The sequence below is a fragment of the Pseudomonas sp. 58 R 12 genome (assembly GCF_900005865.1).
GTDB lineage: Bacteria > Pseudomonadota > Gammaproteobacteria > Pseudomonadales > Pseudomonadaceae > Aquipseudomonas > Aquipseudomonas tritici.
The window spans coordinates 111,053-120,425 of the sequence record NZ_CVTP01000003.1 but is presented as its reverse complement, the minus strand read 5'-3'; the positions used below and the strand labels follow the sequence as shown (position 1 = coordinate 120,425).

3 protein-coding genes, 2 tRNA genes and 3 rRNA genes are annotated in these 9,373 nt (G+C 53.8%); all 8 read left to right on the top strand.

Features of this window, described 5'->3' with window-relative positions; genetic code table 11:
* Nucleotides 1-321 precede the first annotated feature (321 nt).
* Nucleotides 322-1,858: ribosomal RNA gene (locus BFP95_RS01935) — 16S ribosomal RNA — on the top strand.
* Between the two features lie 82 nt (nt 1,859-1,940).
* A tRNA-Ile gene (locus BFP95_RS01930) sits at nt 1,941-2,017 on the top strand.
* A gap of 30 nt (nt 2,018-2,047) precedes the next feature.
* Nucleotides 2,048-2,123: transfer RNA gene (locus BFP95_RS01925), tRNA-Ala, on the top strand.
* 249 nt (nt 2,124-2,372) lie between these two features.
* Nucleotides 2,373-5,264, top strand: a 23S ribosomal RNA gene (locus tag BFP95_RS01920).
* A gap of 156 nt (nt 5,265-5,420) precedes the next feature.
* Nucleotides 5,421-5,536 (top strand): 5S ribosomal RNA (gene rrf / locus BFP95_RS01915).
* The 16S, 23S and 5S rRNA genes sit together here with 2 tRNA genes alongside, the layout of an rRNA operon.
* Before the next feature lie 228 nt (nt 5,537-5,764).
* Nucleotides 5,765-6,424, top strand: a complete 660-nt coding sequence (locus tag BFP95_RS01910; protein WP_065875237.1) for a paraquat-inducible protein A — start codon at nt 5,765-5,767, stop codon at nt 6,422-6,424.
* Nucleotides 6,411-7,034, top strand: coding sequence for a paraquat-inducible protein A (locus tag BFP95_RS01905; protein WP_049710163.1), 624 nt, complete (start codon nt 6,411-6,413; stop codon nt 7,032-7,034). The genes BFP95_RS01910 and BFP95_RS01905 overlap by 14 nt, the downstream gene beginning before the upstream one ends.
* The gene (locus BFP95_RS01900; protein WP_065909103.1) at nt 7,027-9,330 is read left to right on the top strand and encodes a PqiB family protein; all 2,304 of its coding nucleotides are present in this window, start codon (nt 7,027-7,029) and stop codon (nt 9,328-9,330) included. The genes BFP95_RS01905 and BFP95_RS01900 overlap by 8 nt, the downstream gene beginning before the upstream one ends.
* Nucleotides 9,331-9,373 lie beyond the last annotated feature (43 nt).

Below are 9,373 nucleotides of genomic sequence, written 5' to 3'. Positions count from 1 at the left end.
TAACGCTGTAGAATTCGCCTCCCGCTAACGAGAGATCGGAAGCGCAAGTGGTTGAAGTTGTTGAAGAATTCTTCGAAAACTTCTGAAAATAATCACTTGACAGCAAATGAGGCTGCTGTAGAATGCGCGCCTCGGTTGAGACGAAAGATCTTAACCAACCGCTCTTTAACAACTGAATCAAGCAATTCGTGTGGGTGCTTGTGGAGTCAGACTGATAGTCAACAAGATTATCAGCATCACAAGTTACTCCGCGAGAAATCAAAGATGTAACCAACGATTGCTGAGCCAAGTTTAGGGTTTCTTAAAAACCCAAAGATGTTTGAACTGAAGAGTTTGATCATGGCTCAGATTGAACGCTGGCGGCAGGCCTAACACATGCAAGTCGAGCGGTAGAGAGAAGCTTGCTTCTCTTGAGAGCGGCGGACGGGTGAGTAATGCCTAGGAATCTGCCTGGTAGTGGGGGATAACGTTCGGAAACGGACGCTAATACCGCATACGTCCTACGGGAGAAAGCAGGGGACCTTCGGGCCTTGCGCTATCAGATGAGCCTAGGTCGGATTAGCTAGTTGGTGAGGTAATGGCTCACCAAGGCGACGATCCGTAACTGGTCTGAGAGGATGATCAGTCACACTGGAACTGAGACACGGTCCAGACTCCTACGGGAGGCAGCAGTGGGGAATATTGGACAATGGGCGAAAGCCTGATCCAGCCATGCCGCGTGTGTGAAGAAGGTCTTCGGATTGTAAAGCACTTTAAGTTGGGAGGAAGGGCAGTTACCTAATACGTGATTGTTTTGACGTTACCGACAGAATAAGCACCGGCTAACTCTGTGCCAGCAGCCGCGGTAATACAGAGGGTGCAAGCGTTAATCGGAATTACTGGGCGTAAAGCGCGCGTAGGTGGTTTGTTAAGTTGGATGTGAAATCCCCGGGCTCAACCTGGGAACTGCATTCAAAACTGACTGACTAGAGTATGGTAGAGGGTGGTGGAATTTCCTGTGTAGCGGTGAAATGCGTAGATATAGGAAGGAACACCAGTGGCGAAGGCGACCACCTGGACTAATACTGACACTGAGGTGCGAAAGCGTGGGGAGCAAACAGGATTAGATACCCTGGTAGTCCACGCCGTAAACGATGTCAACTAGCCGTTGGAAGCCTTGAGCTTTTAGTGGCGCAGCTAACGCATTAAGTTGACCGCCTGGGGAGTACGGCCGCAAGGTTAAAACTCAAATGAATTGACGGGGGCCCGCACAAGCGGTGGAGCATGTGGTTTAATTCGAAGCAACGCGAAGAACCTTACCAGGCCTTGACATCCAATGAACTTTCTAGAGATAGATTGGTGCCTTCGGGAACATTGAGACAGGTGCTGCATGGCTGTCGTCAGCTCGTGTCGTGAGATGTTGGGTTAAGTCCCGTAACGAGCGCAACCCTTGTCCTTAGTTACCAGCACATAATGGTGGGCACTCTAAGGAGACTGCCGGTGACAAACCGGAGGAAGGTGGGGATGACGTCAAGTCATCATGGCCCTTACGGCCTGGGCTACACACGTGCTACAATGGTCGGTACAGAGGGTTGCCAAGCCGCGAGGTGGAGCTAATCCCAGAAAACCGATCGTAGTCCGGATCGCAGTCTGCAACTCGACTGCGTGAAGTCGGAATCGCTAGTAATCGCGAATCAGAATGTCGCGGTGAATACGTTCCCGGGCCTTGTACACACCGCCCGTCACACCATGGGAGTGGGTTGCACCAGAAGTAGCTAGTCTAACCTTCGGGAGGACGGTTACCACGGTGTGATTCATGACTGGGGTGAAGTCGTAACAAGGTAGCCGTAGGGGAACCTGCGGCTGGATCACCTCCTTAATCGACGACATCAGCTGCTCCATAAGTTCCCACACGAATTGCTTGATTCATTGAAGAAGACGATAAGAAGCAGCCCGAAATTGGGTCTGTAGCTCAGTTGGTTAGAGCGCACCCCTGATAAGGGTGAGGTCGGCAGTTCGAATCTGCCCAGACCCACCAATTTTGTGTGGGAAACGCCTGTAGAAATACGGGGCCATAGCTCAGCTGGGAGAGCGCCTGCCTTGCACGCAGGAGGTCAACGGTTCGATCCCGTTTGGCTCCACCACTACTGCTTCTACGTTATGAAAGCTTAGAAATGAGCATTCCATCGTTATGATGGTGAATGTTGATTTCTAGTCTTTGATTAGATCGTTCTTTAAAAATTTGGGTATGTGATAGAAAGATAGACTGAACGTTACTTTCACTGGTAACGGATCAGGCTAAGGTAAAATTTGTGAGTTACTCAGTTTTGAGTATTATCGAATTTTCGGCGAATGTTGTCTTCACAGTATAACCAGATTGCTTGGGGTTATATGGTCAAGTGAAGAAGCGCATACGGTGGATGCCTTGGCAGTCAGAGGCGATGAAAGACGTGGTAGCCTGCGAAAAGCTTCGGGGAGTCGGCAAACAGACTTTGATCCGGAGATGTCTGAATGGGGGAACCCAGCCATCATAAGATGGTTACCTTACACTGAATACATAGGTGTATGGAGCGAACCAGGGGAACTGAAACATCTAAGTACCCTGAGGAAAAGAAATCAACCGAGATTCCCTTAGTAGTGGCGAGCGAACGGGGACTAGCCCTTAAGTGGCTTTGAGATTAGCGGAACGCTCTGGAAAGTGCGGCCATAGTGGGTGATAGCCCTGTACGCGAAAATCTCTTAGTCATGAAATCGAGTAGGACGGAGCACGAGAAACTTTGTCTGAATATGGGGGGACCATCCTCCAAGGCTAAATACTACTGACTGACCGATAGTGAACTAGTACCGTGAGGGAAAGGCGAAAAGAACCCCGGAGAGGGGAGTGAAATAGATCCTGAAACCGTATGCGTACAAGCAGTGGGAGCCCACTTTGTTGGGTGACTGCGTACCTTTTGTATAATGGGTCAGCGACTTATTTTCAGTGGCGAGCTTAACCGAATAGGGGAGGCGTAGCGAAAGCGAGTCTTAATAGGGCGTCTAGTCGCTGGGAATAGACCCGAAACCGGGCGATCTATCCATGGGCAGGTTGAAGGTTGGGTAACACTAACTGGAGGACCGAACCGACTACCGTTGAAAAGTTAGCGGATGACCTGTGGATCGGAGTGAAAGGCTAATCAAGCTCGGAGATAGCTGGTTCTCCTCGAAAGCTATTTAGGTAGCGCCTCATGTATCACTGTAGGGGGTAGAGCACTGTTTCGGCTAGGGGGTCATCCCGACTTACCAAACCGATGCAAACTCCGAATACCTACAAGTGCCGAGCATGGGAGACACACGGCGGGTGCTAACGTCCGTCGTGAAAAGGGAAACAACCCAGACCGTCAGCTAAGGTCCCAAAGTTATGGTTAAGTGGGAAACGATGTGGGAAGGCTTAGACAGCTAGGAGGTTGGCTTAGAAGCAGCCACCCTTTAAAGAAAGCGTAATAGCTCACTAGTCGAGTCGGCCTGCGCGGAAGATGTAACGGGGCTCAAACCATACACCGAAGCTACGGGTATCACGTAAGTGATGCGGTAGAGGAGCGTTCTGTAAGCCTGTGAAGGTGAGTTGAGAAGCTTGCTGGAGGTATCAGAAGTGCGAATGCTGACATGAGTAACGACAATGGGTGTGAAAAACACCCACGCCGAAAGACCAAGGTTTCCTGCGCAACGTTAATCGACGCAGGGTTAGTCGGTCCCTAAGGCGAGGCTGAAAAGCGTAGTCGATGGAAAACAGGTTAATATTCCTGTACTTCTGGTTATTGCGATGGAGGGACGGAGAAGGCTAGGCCAGCTTGGCGTTGGTTGTCCAAGTTTAAGGTGGTAGGCTGAGATCTTAGGTAAATCCGGGATCTTAAGGCCGAGAGCTGATGACGAGCTAACTTTTAGTTAGCGAAGTGGTTGATGCCATGCTTCCAAGAAAAGCTTCTAAGCTTCAGGTAACCAGGAACCGTACCCCAAACCGACACAGGTGGTTGGGTAGAGAATACCAAGGCGCTTGAGAGAACTCGGGTGAAGGAACTAGGCAAAATGGCACCGTAACTTCGGGAGAAGGTGCGCCGGTGAGGGTGAAGGACTTGCTCCGTAAGCTCATGCCGGTCGAAGATACCAGGCCGCTGCGACTGTTTATTAAAAACACAGCACTCTGCAAACACGAAAGTGGACGTATAGGGTGTGACGCCTGCCCGGTGCCGGAAGGTTAATTGATGGGGTTAGCTAACGCGAAGCTCTTGATCGAAGCCCCGGTAAACGGCGGCCGTAACTATAACGGTCCTAAGGTAGCGAAATTCCTTGTCGGGTAAGTTCCGACCTGCACGAATGGCGTAACGATGGCGGCGCTGTCTCCACCCGAGACTCAGTGAAATTGAAATCGCTGTGAAGATGCAGTGTATCCGCGGCTAGACGGAAAGACCCCGTGAACCTTTACTATAGCTTTGCACTGGACTTTGAATTTGCTTGTGTAGGATAGGTGGGAGGCTTTGAAGCGTGGACGCCAGTCTGCGTGGAGCCAACCTTGAAATACCACCCTGGCAACTTTGAGGTTCTAACTCAGGTCCGTTATCCGGATCGAGGACAGTGTATGGTGGGTAGTTTGACTGGGGCGGTCTCCTCCTAAAGAGTAACGGAGGAGTACGAAGGTGCGCTCAGACCGGTCGGAAATCGGTCGTAGAGTATAAAGGCAAAAGCGCGCTTGACTGCGAGACAGACACGTCGAGCAGGTACGAAAGTAGGTCTTAGTGATCCGGTGGTTCTGTATGGAAGGGCCATCGCTCAACGGATAAAAGGTACTCCGGGGATAACAGGCTGATACCGCCCAAGAGTTCATATCGACGGCGGTGTTTGGCACCTCGATGTCGGCTCATCACATCCTGGGGCTGAAGCCGGTCCCAAGGGTATGGCTGTTCGCCATTTAAAGTGGTACGCGAGCTGGGTTTAGAACGTCGTGAGACAGTTCGGTCCCTATCTGCCGTGGACGTTTGAGATTTGAGAGGGGCTGCTCCTAGTACGAGAGGACCGGAGTGGACGAACCTCTGGTGTTCCGGTTGTCACGCCAGTGGCATTGCCGGGTAGCTATGTTCGGAATAGATAACCGCTGAAAGCATCTAAGCGGGAAACTAGCCTCAAGATGAGATCTCACTGGGACCTTGAGTCCCCTGAAGGGCCGTCGAAGACTACGACGTTGATAGGTTGGGTGTGTAAGCGCTGTGAGGCGTTGAGCTAACCAATACTAATTGCCCGTGAGGCTTGACCATATAACACCCAAGCAATTTGACTACTCTAACGAGCATCAGATTGCGGTGTGTGAAGACGATAGAACCGAAAGTTCGATCTCACGAAAACACCGAAAGCTGTCACATACCCAATTTGCTGAAGCGAGGCCATCTGGCCACGACTCAGTACCCGAATTTCTTGACGACCATAGAGCATTGGAACCACCTGATCCCATCCCGAACTCAGTAGTGAAACGATGCATCGCCGATGGTAGTGTGGGGTTTCCCCATGTGAGAGTAGGTCATCGTCAAGATTAAATTCCGAAACCCCTGTTTGCTAACGCAAACAGGGGTTTTGTTTTGGGCGATTGGAAAGCACACGGGGTGTTCGCGTAGGTCCATAACGACAATGCGCTGGCTGCAAACAGCACTCATCTCCGTAGATAAGCCCACCCGAACTCGCCAAACAAATATGCACAGTTATTTCTGAACCAGACCACTAGAATAGGCACCTAACCTTTTTTAGAGTCCGAGCCCTACTTATGCCCGAGCCGGTTGATGCCCTTGAGGTATCGGATTTACCACTGGACGACCTGGCGGCATGCCATGAGTGCGACTTGCTGATGCGCAAGCCGGTGCTGGCCGTCGGTGAAAAAGCCCAATGCCCACGGTGCGGTTATGAGCTTTATGCTCATCGCCACAACGTCGTTGAGCGAAGCCTCGCCCTGGTGCTGGCCGCGCTGCTGCTGTATATCCCTGCGAACTTTTTGCCGATCATGCAGCTCAATCTACTCGGGCAGTCCTCGGAAGACACCGTATGGAGTGGCGTTGTCGGTCTGTTCAATACCGGTATGCAGGGGGTCGCCGCCGTTGTGTTTCTTTGCAGCATGGCCATTCCGCTGCTCAAATTACTCTGCCAATTGGCTGTGTTGCTCAGCATCCGCTGGAATATCGGCCGCAGTTATGGGCTGCTGTTGTACCGCATCTACCATCACATGAAAGATTGGGGAATGTTGGAGGTCTACTTGATGGGCGTGCTGGTGGCGATTGTAAAACTCGCCGACATGGCCTCCATCACGGTCGGCCTTGGTTTGGTCTGCTTTATCAGCCTATTAATGGTTCAGGTGCTGCTTGAGGTGGTGATGTCGCCCCACCAGATCTGGCAAGCGTTGTCAGGAGAGGATGATCATGCGGGCGATTGATGCGGGCATTCTGATTTGTACTGAATGCCACGAACTGAATAAACAAGACGCTGACTCCGACGAGCAACTCTGTACCCGTTGCGGTGCGCTGATTCATGCCCGGCGCCCGAACAGCCTCACACGCACCTGGGCGTTGCTGATCACGGCGGCAATCCTGTATATCCCCGCCAATCTGCTGCCCATCATGACCGTCAACTCGTTAGGGCAGGGCGAGCCCAGTACTATCATGGCAGGCGTGATCCAACTGATGCAGCACGGCATGTACCCCATCGCAGCAGTCGTGTTCATCGCCAGTATTCTGGTCCCCACATTCAAGTTGGTGGGCATTGGGCTGCTACTGTTCTCAGTGCAGCGCCACCAGCCGCTGTCTGCCCAGCAACGCATTGTGATGTACCGCTTTATCGAGTTCATTGGCCGTTGGTCCATGCTGGATATCTTCGTGATAGCCATTCTGGTGGCGGTCGTAAACTTTGGGCGACTTGCCAGTGTCGAGGCCAATCTCGGCGCTGCGGCGTTCGCCAGTGTGGTGATCTTGACGATGTTCGCCGCAGTAACCTTTGATCCCCGACTGATTTGGGATAACACGGAGTCGGACGACGACAATGAGTGATTTGCCTAAAGCTAAAACCCGCCCGGCCTCCAATTGGTCGGCTATCTGGGTGTTGCCTCTGATTGCCCTGATCATCGGCGGATGGTTGGGATGGCGTGCCTATTCCCAGCAAGGTCTCGAAATTCAGGTGCGCTTTGAAAGCGGGGAAGGGATCCAGGCCAATAAGACAGAAGTGGTCTACAAAGGCATGCCCGTGGGCAAGGTCAAAACCCTGGCCCTTGACGACGAAGGCAACAATCGCGGGGTGATTGCCACCATCGAGATGAACAAGGACGTCGAGCAATACCTCAGGACCAACACCCGTTTCTGGCTGGTGAAGCCAAGCGTTACTTTGGCGGGTATCACTGGCCTCGAAACCCTGGTCTCGGGTAACTACATTGCTGCCAGCCCTGGCGACGGTGAGCCCACACGAAAATTCAAGGCACTCTCCGAAGAGCCTCCCTTGTCTGACGCCAAGCCCGGCCTGCATCTGACCATCAAAGCCGATCGCCTCGGTTCACTGGACCGTGGCAGCCCCGTCTTCTACAAGCAGATCCAGGTCGGCCAGGTTAAAAGCTACCTGCTCTCCGAGGACCAGAGCACCGTCGAGATCAAGGTCTACATCGAGCCGACCTACGCCAACCTGGTGCGCAAACACACGCGTTTCTGGAACGCCAGCGGCATCAGCATTGACGCCAATCTCTCCGGCGTGAAGGTGCGCAGCGAATCCCTCTCGAGCATTGTCGCTGGCGGTATCGCCTTCGCCACGCCAGAGAACCGCAAGGACAGTCCGCCCACCGACCCGAGCCTGCCGTTCCGCTTGTATGAAGATTTCGACGCCGCCGCAGCCGGTATCAAGGTCAAGGTCAAGCTCTCTGACTTTGAAGGCCTGCAGGCCGGCCGCACGCCTGTGATGTACAAAGGCATCCAGGTTGGCAGTCTGAAGACCTTGAAGATCAACCCTGATCTGTCCAGCGCCAATGCTGAGCTCACACTCGACCCCCTGGCGGAAGACTACCTGGTCCAGGACACCCAGTTCTGGGTGGTCAAACCTTCCATTTCCCTCGCCGGTATCACCGGGCTTGAGGCGTTGGTCAAAGGTAACTACATCGCCATCCGGCCCGGTGACAAAGGCACCCCGCCGCAGCGTGAATATGAGGCCCGTGCCAAGGCACCGCCGCTGGACCTGCGTTCCCCCGGCCTGCACATGGTGCTGCTCACCGATAACCTGGGCTCGCTGGATGTCGGCAGTCCGATCCTTTACAAACAGGTCAAGGTCGGCTCGGTTCAGAGCTATCAATTTTCGCGCAAGAAAAAACAACTCGTGATCGGCGTTCATATCGAGAAGGAATACGAAAGCCTGGTTAACGGTTCGACGCGCTTCTGGAATGCCAGCGGTGTGACCCTCACAGGCGGCCTTACAGGTGGCATCCAGGTAAAAAGTGAATCCTTGGCCAGCTTGATGGCCGGCGGTATCGCTTTCGAAACGCCGGAGCCGAACGTGCCGTTGAAAAAGCGCATCCCGCGTTTCCGCTTGTTCGCCGACCGCGAGGCCGCCAACCAGCACGGCACATTGGTGACCATCAAAGTTGACCGCGCCGACGGCATGCGGCCTGGCACACCGGTGCGTTTCAAGGGCCTGGATGTGGGCAAGATTGAAAGCGTCGACCTCAGCGCCGACATGCAGTCGGTGTTGCTCAGCGCGCGTATCACTCAGGTAGCGGACCGCATCGCACGGGTTGGCAGTCAGTTCTGGGTGGTCAAGCCCGAGTTGGGCCTGATGAAAACCTCTAACCTGGAAACTCTGGTCACCGGCCAATACATCGAAGTGCAACCGGCAGCCAGAAATGGCGGGCCACAAAAAAACTTCGTCGCCCTGGAACAGCCGCCTGAGGCTGCTCATAAGGAAGAGGGCCTGAGCCTGACACTCAGCGCCGCCCGCCGTGGTTCGCTGAAGGAAGGCGTTCCGGTCACCTATCGCGAAGTCACCGTGGGCAAAGTCACCGGCTATGAGCTGGGCCAGACCGCTGACCGTGTCCTCATCCATATCCTGATTGAGCCCAAGTACGCCGCCCTCGTGCGCAGCGGCAGTCGTTTCTGGAACACCAGCGGCTTCGGCTTCGACTTCGGGCTGTTCAAAGGTGCCTCCGTACGTACTGAATCCCTGGAGACCTTGGTCGCTGGCGGTATCGCCTTTGCCACGCCAGACGGCGAACGCATGGGCAACGCGGCGCGGCCACAGCAAACCTTCCCGCTGTTCGACAAGTTTGAGGATGAGTGGCTGACCTGGGCGCCTAAGATTCAACTCGGCAAGTAAACCGAGGTGCGTCCATCGCGGGCAAGCCCGGCTCCCACAGGGG

Bases quoted from the DNA above. Each gene is read 5' to 3' on its own strand.
- BFP95_RS01910 (WP_065875237.1), top strand. From the start codon at position 5,765: ATGCCCGAGCCGGTTGATGCCCTTGAGGTATCGGATTTACCACTGGAC.
- BFP95_RS01905 (WP_049710163.1), top strand. From the start codon at position 6,411: ATGCGGGCGATTGATGCGGGCATTCTGATTTGTACTGAATGCCACGAA.
- BFP95_RS01900 (WP_065909103.1), top strand. From the start codon at position 7,027: ATGAGTGATTTGCCTAAAGCTAAAACCCGCCCGGCCTCCAATTGGTCG.